Source organism: Neorhizobium sp. LjRoot104, assembly GCF_964253725.1.
In the GTDB taxonomy this organism is placed as follows: Bacteria; Pseudomonadota; Alphaproteobacteria; order Rhizobiales; family Rhizobiaceae; genus Neorhizobium.
The window spans coordinates 1,424,057-1,442,418 of record NZ_CAXURS020000001.1 but is presented as its reverse complement, the minus strand read 5'-3'; the positions used below and the strand labels follow the sequence as shown (position 1 = coordinate 1,442,418).

The window sequence follows — 18,362 nt, the reverse complement described above, 5'->3', positions numbered from 1 at the left end:
CGCCAGGGGGCATATGTCGGTCAGAAGAAAACCGGTAGTCCCAGGCGGCTCAGGCGTAGATCTTGTCCGCCCTGGTCTCGAAGGCTTCCGCGAACATGCGGAAGGCTCGATCGAACATCGAGCCCATCAGGGCGCCGAGGATCATGCTCTTGAACTCGTAGTCGATGTAGAAATGCACCGTGCAGGAATTCGCGGTGCCGTCCGCCGCCGGCTCGAAGCTCCAGCGGTTGTCGAGATATTTGAACGGTCCCTCGATATATTTCACGTCGATGATCCGCTCGGCGGGATTGAGCAGGACCTGGGTGGTGAAGGTCTCACGGATCGCCTTGTAGCCGACGGTCATGTCGGCGACCAAAAGCGTCTTGCCGTCGCGCTCCTTGGAGGAACGTACGGTCAGCTCTTCGCAGAGCGGCAGGAATTGTGGATATTTTTCGACGTCGGCTACGAGCGCGTACATCTTTTCAGCGCTGTGCTTGACGGGACGGCGGATTTCGAACTTTGGCATGATCCCGAGTTAAGCGCGGGATCTGAGAAGATCAAGAAGATCGCGCATTTCCCGACGGGATTTCAACACCAGAACCGGTTTGTCGCCTGCGTGCTTCTCCAGCCCGGCAAGGACTCGCGGCGCGAATTTCTGCTCCCAGGTCCAGACGAACCGTAAAAATTGCCACTCCATCTTCTCCGGGCAACCGGGCGCCATTTCCGGGCGGGTGCGGCCGAGATGTCGCATCCAGCGGCTGAGGATGCCCCAGACGTTGAGGAGGCGCGGCATCCGCACCCAGAGGACGATTTCGCTGCGCGGCACGCGGATATCGAAGGTCGAGGGGTTGGTGCCGTCCATGATCCAGCGATCCTGGGCTATCAGTTCCCTGATGAGGCGGAGCTGCTCGTTCTTGGTTCGCTGCACCCAGCCCGGCAGCCACAGGACATCCCGGTCGATCGACGTGTAAGGCAGCCCGAAACGATCGGCGATCTTCTGCGACAGCGTCGATTTGCCGTCACCGGAACAGCCGACGACCAGAATTCGGTCGGCATGGGGATCTTGTCTGCCGCTTGCGCAATTCCCACGTAACGGATCGCATTCACGCCGGATTCCATATCCATCATGCTCTCCCGTGAATCAGGCTCTCGGTATCGTGACTGGTGGTAACTGCCGATGACGACAGGAGGATTTCAATGCCAATCGGACGGGGCTATAGAGATCGCCGAATGTGATCGTGACGGAGCGTTGACACGGACCTCAGAGTGATTGATTCAACCACAGGTCATTTGTTGATGACAGATGGCATTCAGATTAATAAGATTTAACGTAGCATCCATTCGGTTGTAGTGATCCAGAGTCGCAAGTGCGCGTACAATTGGTATAATCAACCGACAACAGACGGGCGCAGCCGAAAGAGGCATCCATGGACGATTTCTCGCAGATGATAAAGCTGCTCGAATCCGCAAAGCAGCTTGCAGACATGAACCAGCTCCCCATGCTCGTCTATCTTATTGAAATGGCTAAGGCGGAAGCGCGTGGCCACAGGTTCACGCTGCGCGAAAGAAGACGCGGCCAGGACAAGAGCGAAAAGATCCAGGCAGCCGAATAAGCCTGGAACCGGGTGCCGCCCTACTCGGCGGCAGCCAGGACCTTCTTCTCGCGCGCAGCCTTCAGACGTGCGAAATCGTCGCCGGCATGATGCGAAGACCGGGTCAGCGGGCTCGACGACACCATCAGGAAACCCTTTGCATAGGCCACCGTCTCGTAGGACTTGAACTCGTCCGGGGTGACGAAGCTTTCTACCTTGTGGTGTTTTCGGGTCGGCTGCAGATACTGGCCGATCGTCAGGAAATCGACGTCCGCGGTACGCAGATCGTCCATCAACTGCAACACTTCGTTGCGCTCCTCACCGAGCCCCACCATGATGCCCGACTTGGTGAACATGGTCGGATCCAGCTCCTTCACCCGCTGCAGCAGCCGGACGGAGTGGAAATAGCGGGCACCAGGCCGCACCGTCAGATAGTTGCCCGGCACAGTTTCCATATTATGGTTGAAGACATCCGGCTTGGCGGCGACGACGCGCTCCAGCGCACCGGGCTTCTTCAGGAAGTCTGGCGTCAGGATCTCGATCGTCGTTGCCGGCGACGCGGCGCGGATCGCCCAGATCACCTTTTCGAAATGCTCGGCGCCGCCATCCGCCAGGTCGTCGCGGTCGACGGAGGTGATCACAACGTGCGACAGGCCCATCTGCCTGACGGCCTTGGCGACGTTTTCCGGCTCGTCCATGTCGAGCGCGTTCGGCTTGCCGGTCGCGACATTGCAGAAGGCACAGGCGCGGGTGCAGATCTCGCCCATGATCATGAACGTGGCGTGCTTCTTGTCCCAGCACTCGCCGATATTGGGGCAGCCCGCTTCCTCGCAGACCGTCACCAGCTTGTTTTCCTTCACGATCGCGCGGGTTTCCTGGTAGCCCCTGGAGACCGGCGCACGAACGCGGATCCATTCGGGCTTGCGCATCACTTCCTGGTCGGGACGATGCGCCTTTTCCGGGTGACGGACGCGCTTTTCATCGCCGGATGCGATCGTGTCGAGAATGGTGACCATAGTTACCTGCTTTCAACCGCTTGGAACGCGGGTTTCGTCAACGCCTGACGAGCTTGGCGACAAATAGCAAAATGCAGGAGCCGATGAAACCTGCAACCAGGTAACCCAGCCATCCGTCTGCAACATGGATGTTGAGCCGGTTGAAGATGCCGTTGGCGAGCACCGCGCCGACTATGCCGATCACGATATTCATGAAAATGCCGAAACGGACATCCATCAGCTTGCCGGCGAGCCAACCCGCCAGGCCGCCGATGATGATCGCCGCAATCCAACCTACCTGCATGAAAAACTCCGTAAAAACCAAGTTCGAAAGATATGGGCGACCACTCGCCCGTTCGCAATATTGATGGACAGGCCGGCCCCACCTAAACCGTCATCCTCGGGTTAAACCCGAGGATGAGGATGACGGCGGATGGGGCACATCCCCATCCATCCCAAACGCGGGCAGCGAGCAATGCAGAGCCTGTTACGCATTCAGCGCCTGGCCATAGGCATCCAGCACGCTTTCCTTCATCGTTTCGGAAATGGTCGGATGCGGGAAGATCGTATGCATCAGGTCCTCTTCCGTCGTCTCCAGGTTCATGGCGACGACGAAGCCCTGGATCAGTTCGGTGACTTCGGCACCGACCATGTGGGCGCCGATCAGTTCGCCGGTCTTCTTGTCGAAAATCGTCTTGACGAGGCCCTGGTCTTCGCCGAGCGCGATAGCCTTGCCGTTGGCGACGAACGGGAAGCGGCCGACGCGGATATCGCGGCCCTGCTCCTTCGCCTTGGCTTCCGTCAGGCCGACCGAGGCAACCTGCGGATTGCAATAGGTGCAGCCCGGGATCTTCAGCTTATCCATCGGGTGGACGTTGGGCAGGCCGGCGATCTTCTCGACGCAGATGACCGCCTCATGTTCGGCCTTGTGGGCGAGCAGCGGCGGGCCGGCGACATCGCCGATGGCGTAGACGCCCGGCACGTTGGTCTTGCCGTAACCGTCGATGACGATGAAGCCGCGGTCTGTCTTGACGCCGACGGCCTCAAGGCCGATGCCTTCGATATTGGCCTGCACGCCGACCGCCGAGATCATCCGGTCGGCGGTGATCTGTTGCGTCTTGCCGTCCTTGAGTTCGATCGTCGCGGTGATCGAGTTGGCGCCCTTTTCGACCTTGGCGACCTTGGCTTCGAGCAGGATCTTCATGCCCTGGCGCTCGAACTGCTTCTTGGCGAGTGCGGAGATGTCCGCATCCTCGACCGGCATGACCTGGCTCATGATCTCGACGACGGTGACCTCGACGCCCATGGTGCGGTAGAAGCTCGCGAACTCGATGCCGATGGCGCCCGAGCCCATGACCAGCAGCGATTTGGGCATCTCTTCCGGCTTCATCGCCTCGAAATAGGTCCAGATCAGCTTGCCATCCGGCTCGATGCCCGGAAGCGCGCGCGGGCGGGCGCCGGTGGCGATGATGATGTGCTTGGCGGTATAGGTGCCCTCGCCGAGCGTGTTCTTCGGCACCGGCCCCTGCGGCTGAACGACCGGCTTGGTCGACTTGCCGACAACGATTTCACCGGGCTTGGTGATTTTCGCCTCACCCCAGATGATGTCGACCTTGTTCTTCTTGAACAGGAAACCGACGCCGTTGTTCATGCGGTGGGCGATGCCGCGCGAGCGGTCGACGATCGCCTTGACGTCCGGCTTGATCGTGCCTTCCAGCGTCAGGCCGTAGTCCTTGGCGTGGGTCGCAGTGTGCATCACGTCGGCGGAGCGCAGCAGCGCCTTGGTCGGGATGCAGCCCCAGTTGGAGCAGATGCCGGCGAGGTGCTCGCGCTCGACGACCGCGACCTTCAGCCCGAGCTGGGATGCCCGGATGGCGGCGATATAGCCGCCCGGACCGGAACCGATAACGATGACGTCGTAAGCATTGGCCATAGGCGCTTCACTCCTTGATTTTGAGCGGGCACGGGATAGACCGCAGGCCCTGCTTTTGTTTCTTCGGGAGCGAAGCGCCGGCCTTTCCGGTGTCAGGCGTCGGTCTCTTCGACGACCGGTTCCACCCGCGTCAGCATCCCGTATATCTCGTCCTTCAGGGCCAGCCGCCGCTTGCGCAGCTCGACCATGCGGATATCGTCGCATGGTTCCATTCCTGTCTCGGCCTTGTGGACCTCGTGGTTCACATCCTCGTATTCACTGCAAATCCGGTGAAAATGCCCGTCCGTTTCGCGCAGGTGGCGCATCTGGACGAGATATTCCGGAAACTCTTCCGCAAGATGATGTGGCGTGCTCGACATTTCTATCACTCCATGCTGATGACATGGAGAGGTAGACCCCACCCCTTCCCGCTACTCCTTGACCCTGGTCAACCGCCTCGCACTCATCATAGCCCCAGCATCATTCGCGCGATGGGTTCGAGGCCCCGTCCGACGGCACGGGTATTGTCCGCGCTGAGATGCACGCCATCGATCGGCGTCGTCTCGGCGACCGAGCCCGCATCGAAGAAGCCGCAACCCATCTCATCGGCGAGATCCCGATAAAGCGAAGCGAGCATTGTCGACTGCTCGATGACGCCCTTGTACAACGCGCCGGTCAGCGGATTTGCGGTCTCGCAGAGCGGCGGCGGCGAGACGATGAGAATTTCCGGCGCCTCGCATTCGCGCCCCCAATCGTGGAAGCGAACGAGGCTGACCAGCTTTTTCATGCCTGCCCGGGCGCCGATCGCCGTGCCGTGGATGATCGGCTTCAGGTCGTTGGTGCCGAGCATGATGATCACCAGCTCGAGCGGACCATGGCTATGAAGGACGGTCGGCAGCAGCCGCGCGCCGTTGCGGTCACAATCTGCAAGATTGTCGTCATAGGCCGTGGTACGGCCGCCGAGACCTTCAGCAACCACGTTGACCGACGATCCGAGCGCCGCCTGAAGCACGCTCGGCCATCGATCCTCGAAGGCATGGCGACCGCCGGTCGCGGCATCCGTGCCCCAGGTCAGTGAATCGCCGTAGCAGAGAACGGTTTTCATGCACGCATCTCCAATTCCCCTCCCGCTCCGCGGACACCCTCCCCGCAAGGGGGAGGGAAAGACCGTGCTATACCAGCATCGCCATCGGGTTTTCGATGTAGCGCTTGAAGGCGGACGCGAGTTCCGCACCGAGCGCGCCGTCGATGACGCGGTGGTCGAAGGCGAAGGTTGCGGTCATGACCGTGCCCACCTTGATCTCGCCGTTCTTCACCACCGGCTTCTCGACGCCTGCGCCGATCGAGACGATCGAGGCCTGCGGAAGATTGACGATCGAGGTAAAGTTGGAGACGCCGAACATGCCGAGGTTGGACACGGATGTCGTGCCGCCCTGGTATTCTTCCGGCTTCAGCTTCTTGTCGCGGGCTCGCCTGGCGAGATCCTTCACCTCGTTGGAGATGGCGGACAACGTCTTGGTTTCAGCCTTGCGGACGATCGGGGTGATCAGTCCGTCAGGGATCGACACCGCCACGCCGACGTCCGCATGCTTGTGCAGCACGCGTGCCGTCGAGGTCCAGGAAGCATTTGCCATCGGGACATCGCGCAGAGCGAGCGCCATCGCCTTGATGATGAAGTCGTTGACCGACAGCTTGAAGGCGGGAACTTCGCCCTTGTCGGTCTTCTTCATCGGCGATGACTTGTTGATCTCGGCGCGCAGCTTCATCAGCGCGTCGAGCTCGCAATCCATCGAGACGAAGTAGGACGGAACCGTCTGGCTCGACTCGGTGAGGCGCGAGGCGATCGTCTTGCGCATGCCGTCATGCGGCAGAAGCTCGTAGGAGCCCTCGGGGAAGAGCTTCAGGACCGTATCGTCCGCCGGACCCTTGGCAAGGGCCGGAGCCGCGGCGGATGCGGCCTGCGGAGCGGCGGCAGCCTTGGCGCCGCCGGAAGACACAGCCTTCTCGATATCGGCCTTCACGACACGGCCATGCGGGCCGGAGCCCGAAACGGCGGAGATGTCGAGGCCTGCTTCCCTGGCAAGGCGACGGGCGAGCGGAGACGAGAAGGTTTTCGCACCGCCCGAAGATGCTGCAGCGGCGGCAGCCGGAGCAGGTGCAGCGGCAGCGGCAGCAGGCGCCGGAGCGGCTTCAGCAGCCTTCGGAGCCTCCACCTTGGCAGGAGCGGCTTCAGCCTTCGGCGCAGAACCACCGCCAGCGGCGGCAGCCGAGACATCCTCGCCATCGGCGGCGAGGATGGCGATCAGCGCGTTGACCTTGACGCCTTCGGTGCCGGCCGCAACGACGAGCTTGGCAACGGTGCCCTCATCGACGGATTCGACTTCCATGGTCGCCTTGTCGGTCTCGATCTCGGCGAGCACGTCGCCGGACTTGACCTTGTCGCCTTCCTTGACCAGCCACTTGGAAAGATTGCCCTCTTCCATGGTCGGTGACAGGGCAGGCATGGTGATGTTGATCGGCATCGAAACATCCTCCCCTTATTTGTAGCAGACGGTTTTCACCGCCTGGACGACTTCGCCGACATTCGGCAGCGCCAGCTTTTCGAGATTGGCCGCATAAGGCATCGGCACGTCCTTGCCGGCGATCGTCAGGATCGGCGCATCGAGATAATCGAAGGCCTGCTGCATCACGCGGGTGGCGATTTCGGTACCGATCGAGTTCTGCGGATAACCCTCCTCGACCGTGACGAGGCGACCGGTCTTCTTGACCGACTCGATGACGGTCGGCAGGTCCATCGGGCGCAGCGTGCGAAGATCGATCAGCTCGACGTCGATGCCTTCCTTTTCCAGCTCGGCGACCGCCTTGGTGGCGTAGGTCATGCCGATGCCGAAAGAAACGATGGTGGCGTCGTTGCCCTTGCGATGGATGCGCGCCTTGCCGATCGGCAGGACGAAATCGTCGAGCTTGGGCACTTCGAACTGGTGGCCGTAGAGGATTTCGTTTTCCAGGAAGACTACCGGGTTCGGGTCGCGGATGGCGGCCTTCAGCAGGCCCTTGGCGTCGGCAGCCGTGTAGGGCATGACGACCTTGAGGCCCGGGATCTGGCTGTACCAGGTCGCGTAGTCCTGGCTGTGCTGCGCGCCGACGCGGGCGGCGGCACCGTTCGGGCCGCGGAACACGATCGGCGCACCCATCTGGCCGCCGGACATGTAAAGCGTCTTGGCGGCCGAGTTGATGATCTGGTCGATCGCCTGCATGGCGAAGTTGAAGGTCATGAACTCGACGATCGGCTTCAGGCCCGCCATCGCGGCGCCGACGCCGACGCCGGCAAAGCCGTGTTCGGTGATCGGCGTATCGACCACCCGGCGCGGTCCGAATTCCTGCAGCAACCCTTGCGTGATCTTGTAGGCGCCCTGGTATTCAGCGACTTCCTCACCCATGACGAAGACGTCTTCGTCGCGGCGCATTTCTTCGGCCATCGCATCGCGAAGCGCTTCGCGAACCGTGGTCATGACCATCTCGGTGCCGGCCGGAATATCCGGGTCGGCAGCGACGGAGGCAATCGGCTGGGCCGGGACCGGCGCGGAAGCCGAACCGGTTGCGGTCGGCTTTTCTTCCTGCTCGACCTGCGGGGCAGGCTTCGGAGCCTCGGCGGGCTTTTCGGAGCCGATCGCGTCCGCACTCTCACCATCGGCGAGGAGCACGGCGATCTTGGTGTTGACCTTGACGTTTTCGGTGCCGGCGGCGATCAGCAGCTTGCCGATCACGCCTTCGTCGACGGCTTCCACTTCCATAGTCGCCTTGTCGGTCTCGATTTCGGCGATCACGTCGCCGGAGGTGACCTTGTCACCTTCCTTCTTCAGCCATTTGGAAAGCGTGCCTTCCTCCATGGTCGGAGAAAGGGCGGGCATCAGGATATCGATTGGCATTGGGTTCCCTCCCCGCGATCAGAGCAGAATGTCGGTGTAGAGCTCGGACGGATCCGGCTCCGGATCGGCCTGGGCGAAATCGGCGCTATCCGAAACGACGTCGCGGATGTCCTTGTCGATCGCCTTCAGCTCGTCCTCGGTGGCCCAGCCCTTTTCGAGGAGGCGCAGGCGCACCTGCTCGATCGGGTCGTGCTCTGAGCGCATCTTCTGCACTTCGTCCTTGGAGCGATATTTCGCCGGGTCGGACATGGAGTGACCGCGATAACGGTAGGTGAGCATTTCGAGAATGATCGGGCCCTGGCCGGAACGGCAGTGCTCGAGCGCCTCGTCGCCGGCGGCTTTCACGGCGCGAACGTCCATCCCATCGACCTGGATGCCGGGGATGCCGAAACTGGCGCCACGCAGCGAATAGTTCGACTGCGCTGTCGCACGGGCCGTCGAGGTGCCCATCGCATAACGGTTGTTTTCGACGATATAGACGATCGGCAGCTTCCAGAGGGCAGCCATGTTGAAGCTCTCGTAGACCTGGCCCTGGTTGGCCGCACCATCGCCGAAATAGGCAACTGACACACTGCCATTCCCGCGATACCTGTTGGCGAAGGCGAGACCGGTTCCGAGCGAAACCTGGGCGCCGACGATGCCGTGGCCGCCGTAGAAATGCTTCTCCTTGGAGAACATGTGCATCGAGCCGCCCTTCCCTCGGGAATAGCCACCCTTGCGTCCTGTGAGTTCCGCCATGACGCCACGCGCGCTCATGCCGGTTGCCAGCATATGCCCATGGTCGCGATAGGCGGTGATAACCTGATCACCCTCCTGCTGCGCCATCTGCATGCCGACGACGACAGCTTCCTGGCCGATATAGAGGTGACAGAAACCGCCGATGAAGCCCATGCCGTAGAGCTGGCCGGCCTTTTCCTCGAAACGGCGGATCAGCAGCATCTCACGATAGGCGTGAAGATCCTGATCCTTTCCGAAATCCGGGGTGTTCTTGCCGGTAAACTCCTTGGCGGAGGATTTCGAGGCTGATTTGGTTGCAGACTTTGCCGCTGGCTTGCGGCCGGATACAGACGCGGTCTTGGTCGGCGCCATTCATCCCTCCCTTTGAGTTCTGCGTTGAAGCGAGATTTTACCCTGACGTGTGACGCCAGATTCCCACTCTGGTTTCGGGGCGTACCATAGGCAAGAAAAGCTGCCCCAGCAATGCCATAAACGCATGGCTCACATTCCGTGTAACACGATGAAAAGGTTACAGAAATGTGAAATTAACCTAATTTCGGTTAATTTAGAAGTAGTTGTTGAAGATGACGATTTCATCGCCGCGCGAGACATTCAGCTGATAGCGGGCGATCTCGTCCAGCATGTCCTTGTCGAGCGAACCGTCGCTCAGCAGCTGAACCTGCCGCTCCAGCGTTTCGCGCTTTGCGGTCAGCTTGGCCAACTCCCCTGCCCGCGCCTGCCGCTGGCGTTCGAATTCCTCCGTGGCGATCAGGCCGAGATCGCCGTGGATGGAATGATAGCCGAAGTAGGACAGGAACGCGACTGTAATGGCGGGAAGGACAAAACGGCCGAATTTTCTTTTCTTATGATGCTTTGTCCACATGCCGCTCTAACGCCTTGTCACGCTTACGGGATCTCAAATCAGACCCGAAACAGAGCTTCAAATTCGCAGAACTTGCTTAAGCAATCGTTGACCAGAATCGAGTCCGAAAAAAGCCCGCGTCTTTCGGCGCGGGCTTTGGAATTGTGATGCAATAATTTGCTGGCCCTTCGCTTGGGCTCAGGGCGTACGTCCCTCGAAACGATTCACTGGATCGTTTCGTTGGCTTCGCCAAACAGTCCTTAACCCTTCAGGATGCCGCGGCCGGCATAGAAGGCCTGCGGACCCAGCATCTCCTCGATGCGGATGAGCTGGTTGTATTTGGCAAGCCGGTCGGAACGCGACAGCGAGCCGGTCTTGATCTGTCCGCAATTGGTGGCGACAGCGAGATCGGCGATGGTCGAATCTTCCGTTTCACCCGAGCGGTGCGACATGACGGCCGTGTAGCTCGCCTTGTGAGCGGTCTCGACGGCGTCCAGCGTTTCCGACAGCGAACCGATCTGGTTGACCTTGACGAGGATGGAGTTGGCGACGCCTTGTCTGATGCCGTCGCGCAGGCGGGCCGAGTTGGTGACGAACAGGTCGTCGCCGACGAGCTGAACCTTGGCGCCGATCTTGTCGGTCAGGTACTTCCAGCCGGCCCAATCGTCTTCGGCCATGCCGTCTTCGATCGAGATGATCGGGTATTTGGCTGCGAGTTCGGCCAGGTAATCGGCCATGGCTTCCGGCTCGAGCGTGCGGCCCTCGCCTTCCATCTCGTACTTGCCGTTCTTGAAGAATTCGGTCGAGGCGCAGTCGAGTGCCAGGCACACGTCGTCGCCCGGCTTGTAGCCGGCCTTCTCGACCGACTTCATGATGAAGTCGAGGGCTTCCGGCGCGCTCTTGAGGCCCGGTGCGAAACCGCCTTCGTCGCCGACATTGGTGTTATGGCCCTGGGCTGCCAGTTCCTTCTTGAGGACGTGGAAGATTTCCGAGCCCATGCGCACGGCGTCCTTCAGCGTGTCGGCGCCGACCGGCATGACCATGAATTCCTGGAAGTCGATCGGATTGTCGGCATGGGCGCCGCCGTTGATGATGTTCATCATCGGAACCGGCAGGACATGGGCGTTCGGGCCGCCGATATAACGGTAGAGCGGCAGGCCGGAGGTTTCGGCGGCCGCCTTGGCGACGGCGAGCGAGACGCCGAGGATGGCGTTGGCGCCGAGCCGCGACTTGTTCGGGGTGCCGTCGAGGGCGATCATCGTCTTGTCGATATGGATCTGGCTTTCGGCATCGAAACCGCCGATCGCATCGAAGATCTCGGTGTTGACGGCCTCGACCGCCTTTTCGACGCCCTTGCCGTGATAGCGCTTGCCGCCGTCACGCAGTTCGACGGCTTCATGAGCGCCGGTGGAGGCGCCCGACGGAACGGCCGCGCGGCCCATCGAACCGTCTTCCAGATAGACATCCACCTCAACGGTCGGATTGCCGCGGCTGTCGAGGATTTCGCGGGCGATGATATCGGTGATGGCGGTCAAGGGTCTCTCCCTGGGTTTGGACTTGACGTCACGAGGTCACTGAAAATGTCTCATAATCAATGACACGAAAATTACAATCGAGGCAGGTTGCGCGCTTTTAGTGAGCGGGCTCAAGCCGCCTTGGCGACAGCATCGAGGGCGAGCAGCTTTTCGAGGAGCCGCGGCATGTCCTTCAGATAGACCATGTTGGGGCCGTCCGAGGGCGCGTTGTCCGGGTCCTGGTGGGTTTCCAGAAAGACGCCGGCGACACCGACCGCGACGGCTGCGCGAGCCAGCACCGGCACCATGGTGCGGTCGCCGCCGGTGGAAGCGCCCTGCCCGCCCGGTTGCTGCACCGAATGCGTCGCATCGAAAATCACCGGGGCGCCCAGCGACGCCATGATCGGCAGCGAGCGCATGTCGGAGACGAGCGTGTTGTAGCCGAAGGAAGCACCGCGCTCGCAGAGCAGCACGTTCGGATTGCCGCTCTGTGTGAATTTGGCAAGGACGTTCTTCATGTCCCAGGGCGCCAGGAACTGGCCCTTCTTGACGTTGATGACACGGCCCGTCCTGGCGGCTGCGACAAGCAGGTCCGTCTGGCGGGAGAGGAAGGCCGGTATCTGCAGGATATCGACCGTCTCGGCGACGACTGCGCACTGCTCCTCCGTGTGAATGTCGGTCAAGACCGGAAAGCCGAATTCCTTCTTAAGGTCGGCGAAGATTTCCATGGCGGTTTCGAGCCCGATGCCGCGCTTGCCTGAAATCGACGTGCGGTTGGCCTTGTCGTAGGAGGACTTGTAGACGAGGCCGATGCCGAGCTTGCCGCAGAGTTCCTTCAGCTCGCCCGCCATCATGAAGGCGTGGTCGCGGCTCTCCATCTGGCAGGGGCCGGCGATCAGCGACAGTTTTGCGTCCTGCGCGAAAACCACCTTGCCGTCTCCTTCGCCTACGGAGACGCTGGAATTTGCGGTAACGTCCATGAACCTATTCCTCGAAGCCGAACAAAACACCCTGGCCGGGCGCCGCCGAGACGAGAACACGGCCCTCCCGGCGGACGAATGCGACGTCATTAGCAGCAAGGGTGATCTCTGTCACGGCAAGATCCGTCGTCTTGAAGATGATCACCCGGCCGCGCAGCCCCTCGCCACCCGGCATCGACGGCAGGGCGAATTCCGCTTCGAGCTGCTGATCCTGCAGGATGCGGATGCGGGCATTGGCCGCGGCAAGTTCGATCGACGCCGCCTCCGGCTTGGCCTTGGTCAGCAGCACCTGCTCCGCCAGGGGGGCGAAATCGGAGGGTGCCGATGCCGACAGGATGACCTCGCTCAGCCCCGTGACGGCGTTGGAATGGCGCTCCAGTTCGTCGCGATCGGCCGGCAGGGGATTGATCCGCTGGCACGAAAACATCAGGAAATCCGGCGCGCGGTCATCACCCGCAAAAGCCAGCCGGAAGCTCGCCTGCGTTTCGGAACCGTCGGCCAGGGTCATGCCGCGGGAAAATTCAAGCACGTCGCCTGCCGAGATGCCACGCATCTTGAAACGCGCGTGATCGGCCATCGCGTCACCCGTGGCGATGACGAGCGCGGAGAGCCCCTGCCTGTCGCGCCCCTTGCGGAAGGCCAGATCGCGGGCGGTAAAAACGTTACCGCGTTTGGCGGCAGCGCTTGCATGGCGGCGATTGGCAAGCGCCAGCGGCTCCAGATAGCTGCCATCCGAGAAGAACACGCAAGCATTGGCTGTGCCGAAAGGATGAAAAGCGTCGGGCGCAACTGTAAAACCAAGCTTCGTGAGCCGAGAACGCGCAGCGGCAAGTCCCGCCACCGGCAGCACGAGATGATCGATTGGTCTTGCGTTCACGCGAGGGCCCCCGGAATTGGAATCGCAAAGCTACTTTGGCAGCGGGCTCGCGCCGCGCAAGTGGTGTGACACGAGATATCTGGCACGCATCTATGAAGAAAAATCGTCATACTTCACATAATTTTAGGGGCTTGCGGAACACATATGGAACATATAGTGTCCGTTCTGGATTTGTTTCCGACTCTGAGGGTGCCAAAAGATGCTCACGCGCAAACAACAGGAATTGCTTCTGTTCATTCACGAACGCATGAAGGAATCCGGCGTCCCGCCGTCATTCGACGAAATGAAGGACGCTCTCGACCTCGCGTCCAAGTCCGGCATCCACCGGCTGATCACGGCCCTCGAGGAACGCGGCTTCATCCGCCGCCTACCGAACCGGGCCCGCGCGCTCGAAGTCATCAAGCTGCCGGAAGCCTATTCGCCCAGCATCCAGCCCCGCCGCGGCTTCTCGCCGAGCGTCATCGAGGGCAGCCTCGGCAAGCCGCAGCCCGTCGCGGCACCTCAGAAGCCGGCCGCCAACGACGACGTATCGAACGCCACCACCGTTCCGGTCATGGGCCGCATCGCTGCCGGCGTGCCGATCTCGGCGATCCAGAACAATACGCATGACATCGCCGTGCCGGCCGAAATGCTCGGTTCCGGCGAACATTACGCTCTCGAAGTCAAGGGCGATTCGATGATCGAGGCTGGCATTCTCGACGGAGATACCGTGATCATCCGCAACAGCAATACGGCCAATCCGGGCGATATCGTCGTGGCGCTGGTGGACGACGAGGAAGCGACGCTGAAGCGCTTCCGTCGCCGCGGCGCTTCGATCGCGCTCGAAGCCGCCAACCCCGCCTACGAAACCCGGATTTTCGGGCCGGACCGGGTGAAGATCCAGGGCAAGCTCGTCGGCCTCATCCGCCGGTATCATTGATCAGCTGCCGGAGCGGTTCCGGCAATGACCTATCGAACCCCTGGCTTCGCCAATCATAGTGGCGGTGCCGGCTCCAGGGGCGGTCCTCGCCCTCCATGGCGGCACGGACCTTCCAGCGCCGTATATCGGCCGCCTCGTTGAGGGAAATCTCCAGGGCACCCGCCTTGCGAAGCGTGGCGCCATTGATCATCAGCGCGCCGGACCGGCATTGGTCGAAGCGGGCACGCGGAGCTATGACAAGAGTGGCGGCGTCGCAGGCGGCACCGGCATAACGGCCGTCCTCGATAGCGACAACAATTCCCTTGCCCGTGCGTGCCGCGCACCAGGCTTTCTGTTGACAGGTGAAGCGGCCGGCAGGCGCTCGTTTCATTTGCGACCTTGCCGTTTCGAGTTCCGGTGGGGTCAGTTCGCGCCGCTCGTTTGTTTTCTCGCCGGGAGGCTTGTCGCCGAGCGGTTTGTCGTCGGGCGGCTTGTCCCTGGATGGCGACATTTCAGGCTTGACGGGATCGCCGAGCAAAAGAGCCCTCTTCCATTGGTCGTAGATGAAGTCGGGCGGGCGGGCGCGATTGATGGCGACCCTCTCCCCGTCTAAAAGGGCGACCGTGGTCCCGTCTTCCGAGATCAGTATATCCGGCAGGGGCATCGACCGCTCATGCCAGGAAAGCACCAGGGCGGTCACCATCAGCGGCAGGCCGATCAGTCTCAGTCTCGTCCTTAACAGCGTCAGCAGCAGAAAACCTGCGGTCGAGACGGTCAGGAACCAGGGATGCTGGCGCCCTGTGCCGACATCGCCGCCCCAGGCGGCGATGTGCTTGGCGATGGCGATCACCCATTCCAGGCCGAGGCCCATGAGCTTCATGAAGGGAGCATCGAGGCCGAACGGCATCAGCAGCATGCCGGCCAGCCCGGCGGGCATGACCACGAAGGAGATGATCGGCATGGCGGCGAGGTTCGCGGCTAGGCCGTAGGCGGCGATACGGTGGAAATGCTCGACCGAGAACATTGCTGTCGAGATGCCGCCGATCAGCGATGTCACGAAGACGCCGGCCGCAAAATTCCAGGATGCCAGCACGGGCGTCACCACAGGGTGACGGAACGGCAAAGGTTCGGGATCGCGGCCTTCCGCCCTGTGTTTCCAGAGGGCGTAGCCGGCGACCAGGGCCGCGGTGGCGGCAAACGACATCTGGAAACTCGGGCCCAGGATTTCCGAGGGCGACATGGCGATGATGACCAGGGCCGACAGCGCGACATTGCGCAGGCTGATTGATGGCCGATCGAAGAGCACCGCGACCAGCATGATCGCCATCATGATATAGGCCCGCTCCGCCGAAACGCCGAAACCGGAGATCAGGTAGTAGGCCGTCGCCATCGTCAGGGCGCCGAGTGCGGCGATCTTCTTGACCGGATAGGCCTGGGCGAAGCCTGTGAAGACGGAAAGCACGGTGCGTACGCCGACAAAAAAGATGCCGGCGGCGAGCGCCATGTTCAACCCGGAAATGGCGACGATATGGGCGAGGCCCGACAGTCGCAGCGCCTCGGTGGTGTCTTCGGAAATCGCCCGGCGTTCGTCCGTGACGATCGCCGCGGCAAAGGCGCCGGGATCTCCGGGCACGGTCTCGCGGATACGGGTTGCGATTGCGCTGCGCAGATCGAAAAGTCGGGTTTCGACGTCCGCAATCCAGCCCCGGGGTGAAGGGGCGGCAGCCTGCGTCTTCGGCGCTCCATAGAAAAATCCAACCGCGCCGATGCCGTCGAAATAGGACGAGAAGGCAAAGTCGTTGAGGCCCGGCAGGGCGGGTCCCGACGGGGGTGAAATGCGGGCGCGGCCGCCGATTGTCTCGCCGGTTTTGGCCGGCTCGTGGCGGGACCTTGAAAGCAGAGATACACGCTGCGGTGGGCGCCTGACCTCCGGATTGGAGGTCCGCTCGATGCGGACGATATAACGCCAGCGGCCCTGGGCGTCGATCTCCCTGCGCTCGACCACGCCGGCAAGCTCGGTGGTCACCGGCGTATCGAGAATGACGGTGGACCGCCTCGAGGTCTCGAACTGCGCCAGCATCATGCCTCCGAGAAAGAGCACGAAAGCAAGGGGCAACAGGTGCGTGGCACCGGACCGGTAGCGTGAGGCGATCACAAATATCGCGCAGACGCAAAAGAGGAGAAAATACGGCCAGAAAGCCGGGGTCTGCGGCAGCGCGAACCAGCAGGCAGCCCCTGCCCCGATGATAACGGGTAGAAAAAGGAAACCATGGCCATAAACCGCCTCCTCCTCCAGCATGCCCGGGAGGCCGCGCCTCAGCCGGTCAAGCCGTCGGATTGCCGAGCGGCGAAAGGACCTGCCTGACGTATGGACCGGTGGGCTGCGCTCGATTGCGGGAAAAAGCTCGGCCAGATCCCGGACCTGAACCGAGTCGGATGCACCTCCGTTTATGCGGGGATCCAGGGGCCGGGATATCAGCTTCCCTGCCTCGGCACGCGTCGGAAATGCATTTTCCTCCGGCATGAAACGCTCTATTCGCCCCACCGCCAAACATGCGGCAATGCAACCTGCGCGCTTCCTCTCCTGCCGTCAACCGACGGTTAAATATCGGGAATTCCGAGGTACGAAAAAGGCCTGCAACAGGAAGTTGGACATCCAAGCAAAAGCCGCTGCCCAATATTTTTTCGCGCTGCACAAAATGCCGTCACGACAGCTTGGCATCAGCTTTCGGATCATATAGCTAAACTGTGGACGCTTAATTCTTGTGGCGCTTTTAGGGCGCCATGCCGCCAAAAGGTTGGAGGATCAGCATGACGGATACAAGCGCAAATCTGGTAATCGGTGACAAAAAAGTCGATCTGCCGGTCAAGTCGGGCACCATCGGTCCTGACGTGGTCGATATCGGCGCTCTCTACAAACACACCGGCACCTTCACCTACGACCCGGGCTTCACCTCGACGGCGTCTTGCGAATCCAAGATCACCTATATCGACGGCGACGCGGGCATCCTGCTGCATCGCGGTTATCCGATCGAGCAGCTTGCCGAGCATGGCGACTTCCTGGAAACCTGCTACCTGCTGCTTTACGGGGAACTGCCGACCGCAGCCCAGAAGAAGGACTTCGACTATCGCGTGACCCATCACACGATGGTGCATGAGCAGATGAGCCGCTTCTTCACCGGCTTCCGCCGCGACGCCCATCCGATGGCCGTCATGTGCGGCTGCGTCGGGGCGCTGTCCGCCTTCTATCACGACTCGACCGACATCACCGATCCGCACCAGCGCATGGTCGCTTCGCTGCGCATGATCGCCAAGATGCCGACGCTTGCCGCGATGGCCTATAAGTACCACATCGGCCAGCCCTTCGTTTATCCGCAGAACAACCTGGACTATGCGTCGAACTTCCTGCGCATGTGCTTTGCCGTTCCGTGCGAAGAGTATGTGGTCAACCCGGTGCTGTCGCGCGCCATGGACCGCATCTTCATCCTGCATGCCGACCACGAGCAGAACGCTTCGACCTCGACGGTCCGCCTCGCCGGTTCCTCGGGCGCCAACCCGTTCGCCTGCATCGCGGCCGGCATTGCCTGCCTCTGGGGCCCGGCCCACGGCGGCGCCAATGAAGCGGCGCTCAACATGCTGACGGAAATCGGCTCGGTCGACAAGATCCCGGAATACATTGCCCGCGCCAAGGACAAGAACGATCCGTTCCGCCTGATGGGCTTCGGTCATCGCGTCTACAAGAACTACGATCCGCGCGCCAAGATCATGCAGAAGACCACGCATGAAGTGCTCGGCGAACTCGGCCACAAGGACGATCCGCTCCTGCAGGTGGCGATGGAACTCGAGCGCATCGCGCTCACCGACGAGTATTTCATCGAGAAGAAGCTCTACCCGAACATCGACTTCTATTCGGGCATCACGCTGAAGGCGATGGGCTTCCCCACCACCATGTTCACCGTGCTCTTCGCTCTCGCCCGCACCGTCGGCTGGATCGCCCAGTGGGCCGAAATGATCGAAGATCCGCAGCAGCGCATCGGCCGCCCGCGTCAGCTCTATACCGGCGAAGCGCAGCGCGACTACGTTCCGGTTTCCAAGCGTTAATCGAAC

Annotated in this window: 17 protein-coding genes and 1 pseudogene; 3 read left to right on the top strand and 15 right to left on the bottom strand. The window is 61.5% G+C overall.

Annotated elements, in window-relative coordinates; translation table 11 throughout:
* Positions 1-49 precede the first annotated feature (49 nt).
* Positions 50-505 (bottom strand): type II toxin-antitoxin system RatA family toxin, encoded by a 456-nt coding sequence (locus ACSQ8R_RS07405; protein WP_436252757.1) that lies wholly within the window; start codon positions 503-505, stop codon positions 50-52.
* Between the two features lie 9 nt (positions 506-514).
* A pseudogene (locus ACSQ8R_RS07400) lies at positions 515-1,033 on the bottom strand (AAA family ATPase); the annotation flags it as partial.
* A 373-nt stretch (positions 1,034-1,406) separates the two neighbouring features.
* Here ACSQ8R_RS07400 and ACSQ8R_RS07395 point away from each other — a divergent pair.
* Entirely contained in the window at positions 1,407-1,592 is a 186-nt protein-coding gene (locus ACSQ8R_RS07395; RefSeq protein WP_037087239.1) for a hypothetical protein, read from the top strand.
* 20 nt (positions 1,593-1,612) lie between these two features.
* Here the strand turns inward: ACSQ8R_RS07395 and lipA are convergent, their stop codons facing one another.
* The 12 genes from lipA to ACSQ8R_RS07335 all read right to left on the bottom strand — a co-directional run bounded on the left by lipA (position 1,613) and on the right by ACSQ8R_RS07335 (position 13,357).
* Positions 1,613-2,587, bottom strand: a complete 975-nt coding sequence (lipA, locus tag ACSQ8R_RS07390) for a lipoyl synthase (RefSeq protein ID WP_436252756.1) — start codon at positions 2,585-2,587, stop codon at positions 1,613-1,615.
* Between the two features lie 37 nt (positions 2,588-2,624).
* The gene (locus ACSQ8R_RS07385; protein ID WP_436252755.1) at positions 2,625-2,870 is read right to left on the bottom strand and encodes a GlsB/YeaQ/YmgE family stress response membrane protein; all 246 of its coding nucleotides are present in this window, start codon (positions 2,868-2,870) and stop codon (positions 2,625-2,627) included.
* 183 nt (positions 2,871-3,053) lie between these two features.
* Positions 3,054-4,499 (bottom strand): dihydrolipoyl dehydrogenase, encoded by a 1,446-nt coding sequence (lpdA, locus tag ACSQ8R_RS07380; protein ID WP_436252754.1) that lies wholly within the window; start codon positions 4,497-4,499, stop codon positions 3,054-3,056.
* A gap of 92 nt (positions 4,500-4,591) precedes the next feature.
* Positions 4,592-4,858, bottom strand: a complete 267-nt coding sequence (locus ACSQ8R_RS07375) for a YdcH family protein (protein ID WP_436252753.1) — start codon at positions 4,856-4,858, stop codon at positions 4,592-4,594.
* Positions 4,859-4,944: 86 nt separating this feature from the next.
* Positions 4,945-5,583, bottom strand: a complete 639-nt coding sequence (locus ACSQ8R_RS07370; protein WP_436252752.1) for an SGNH/GDSL hydrolase family protein — start codon at positions 5,581-5,583, stop codon at positions 4,945-4,947.
* 67 nt (positions 5,584-5,650) lie between these two features.
* Positions 5,651-7,000 carry a pyruvate dehydrogenase complex dihydrolipoamide acetyltransferase gene (locus tag ACSQ8R_RS07365; protein ID WP_436252751.1) on the bottom strand — a complete coding sequence of 450 codons (1,350 nt, stop codon included), beginning with the start codon at positions 6,998-7,000 and terminating at the stop codon, positions 5,651-5,653.
* A gap of 15 nt (positions 7,001-7,015) precedes the next feature.
* On the bottom strand, positions 7,016-8,407 hold the full coding sequence (locus ACSQ8R_RS07360) for a pyruvate dehydrogenase complex E1 component subunit beta (RefSeq protein ID WP_436252750.1): 1,392 nt from the start codon (positions 8,405-8,407) through the stop codon (positions 7,016-7,018).
* Between the two features lie 18 nt (positions 8,408-8,425).
* A complete protein-coding gene (gene pdhA / locus ACSQ8R_RS07355) occupies positions 8,426-9,496 on the bottom strand; it encodes a pyruvate dehydrogenase (acetyl-transferring) E1 component subunit alpha (RefSeq protein ID WP_436252749.1) in 1,071 nt (356 codons plus the stop codon).
* 193 nt (positions 9,497-9,689) lie between these two features.
* Positions 9,690-10,007 (bottom strand): FtsB family cell division protein, encoded by a 318-nt coding sequence (locus ACSQ8R_RS07350; protein WP_436252748.1) that lies wholly within the window; start codon positions 10,005-10,007, stop codon positions 9,690-9,692.
* Positions 10,008-10,246: 239 nt separating this feature from the next.
* On the bottom strand, positions 10,247-11,521 hold the full coding sequence (eno, locus tag ACSQ8R_RS07345) for a phosphopyruvate hydratase (RefSeq protein WP_436252747.1): 1,275 nt from the start codon (positions 11,519-11,521) through the stop codon (positions 10,247-10,249).
* A 110-nt stretch (positions 11,522-11,631) separates the two neighbouring features.
* Entirely contained in the window at positions 11,632-12,480 is an 849-nt protein-coding gene (kdsA, locus tag ACSQ8R_RS07340; RefSeq protein WP_436252746.1) for a 3-deoxy-8-phosphooctulonate synthase, read from the bottom strand.
* A gap of 4 nt (positions 12,481-12,484) precedes the next feature.
* Positions 12,485-13,357 carry a VOC family protein gene (locus tag ACSQ8R_RS07335; protein WP_436252745.1) on the bottom strand — a complete coding sequence of 291 codons (873 nt, stop codon included), beginning with the start codon at positions 13,355-13,357 and terminating at the stop codon, positions 12,485-12,487.
* A 199-nt stretch (positions 13,358-13,556) separates the two neighbouring features.
* Between ACSQ8R_RS07335 and lexA the strand changes: the two genes are divergently transcribed.
* Positions 13,557-14,276 (top strand): transcriptional repressor LexA, encoded by a 720-nt coding sequence (gene lexA / locus ACSQ8R_RS07330; RefSeq protein ID WP_436252744.1) that lies wholly within the window; start codon positions 13,557-13,559, stop codon positions 14,274-14,276.
* Here the strand turns inward: lexA and ACSQ8R_RS07325 are convergent.
* Positions 14,257-16,779 (bottom strand): ComEC/Rec2 family competence protein, encoded by a 2,523-nt coding sequence (locus ACSQ8R_RS07325; protein ID WP_436252743.1) that lies wholly within the window; start codon positions 16,777-16,779, stop codon positions 14,257-14,259. The two genes, lexA and ACSQ8R_RS07325, sit on opposite strands and share 20 nt — an antisense overlap.
* Before the next feature lie 287 nt (positions 16,780-17,066).
* On the opposite strand from ACSQ8R_RS07325, the gene gltA reads away from it, so the two are divergent.
* The gene (gltA, locus tag ACSQ8R_RS07320; protein ID WP_436252742.1) at positions 17,067-18,356 is read left to right on the top strand and encodes a citrate synthase; all 1,290 of its coding nucleotides are present in this window, start codon (positions 17,067-17,069) and stop codon (positions 18,354-18,356) included.
* The last annotated feature ends 6 nt before the right edge of the window (positions 18,357-18,362 follow it).